Origin of the sequence: Leuconostoc sp. BM2 (genome assembly GCF_002095565.1) — a bacterium.
Taxonomy (GTDB): Bacteria; Bacillota; Bacilli; order Lactobacillales; family Lactobacillaceae; genus Leuconostoc; species Leuconostoc falkenbergense.
Genome location: NZ_MOWQ01000118.1, coordinates 1 through 655, shown reverse-complemented (window position 1 = coordinate 655; position 655 = coordinate 1). Strand labels below are relative to the sequence as shown.

General features: G+C 42.1%; 2 protein-coding genes and 1 pseudogene. All 3 read left to right on the top strand.

Annotated elements, in window-relative coordinates; all coding sequences use genetic code 11:
* Positions 1-197, top strand: a pseudogene (locus tag BMG01_RS10740) (MarR family transcriptional regulator); the annotation flags it as partial.
* 2 nt (positions 198-199) lie between these two features.
* Positions 200-406, top strand: coding sequence for a hypothetical protein (locus BMG01_RS10735; protein WP_004910695.1), 207 nt, complete (start codon positions 200-202; stop codon positions 404-406).
* Entirely contained in the window at positions 403-582 is a 180-nt protein-coding gene (locus BMG01_RS10730) for a hypothetical protein (RefSeq protein WP_004910696.1), read from the top strand. The genes BMG01_RS10735 and BMG01_RS10730 overlap by 4 nt, the downstream gene beginning before the upstream one ends.
* The last annotated feature ends 73 nt before the right edge of the window (positions 583-655 follow it).

Here is a 655-nt window from a genome sequence, read left to right as displayed (position 1 = left end):
TCAGTGAAATCGTGGCGAGGTTGCGGAATGCAGGCTATTTAGTTGGCAGTAGTAAGAGCAGACCGAATGGGGTGTATTTCATCATCACAGCGCAAGAGTTTTGGGAAACGGTCAACACAATCAAGAAAAGCATTCAAAGCCAACAAGCAACATTAGACGCATTGATGAACCATGAAGAAAGATTTACGAGGGAATAAACATGACAACTAGCAATATTCACGGCTTTTATACCAATGTTGTGGACGCAATCGAACCACGGCAATATACAACAACAAACTATCTACAAAACCAACTCATCTTTTTGAAACGGTTAAGCAATGAGTTGGATAGCGAAACCAAAGCAGGCGCAATGGTAGACATGCAAATACCTAACCTTGAAATGGCAATCGAGGAGTTAGGTATATGACACAATCACAGCGAGTAGCGGTTAATCATGCTTTGGAAAGTGTGATGAGTGCAAAGAGCCTTGTAGACCTAGCGAGATACCAAAAAGAGCCACAGAAACTCATTAGCATGTTGCTTAGAGTGACTAACCTTGATGAGATTGAGACACGGTTGCAGACACTCAAAGGCAGGGTGTAACTGTGGATAAGTGGGACTATATCAGACAATATCAACAAGCAGGCGCTTATGTATTTATGGCGTTACCTAATCA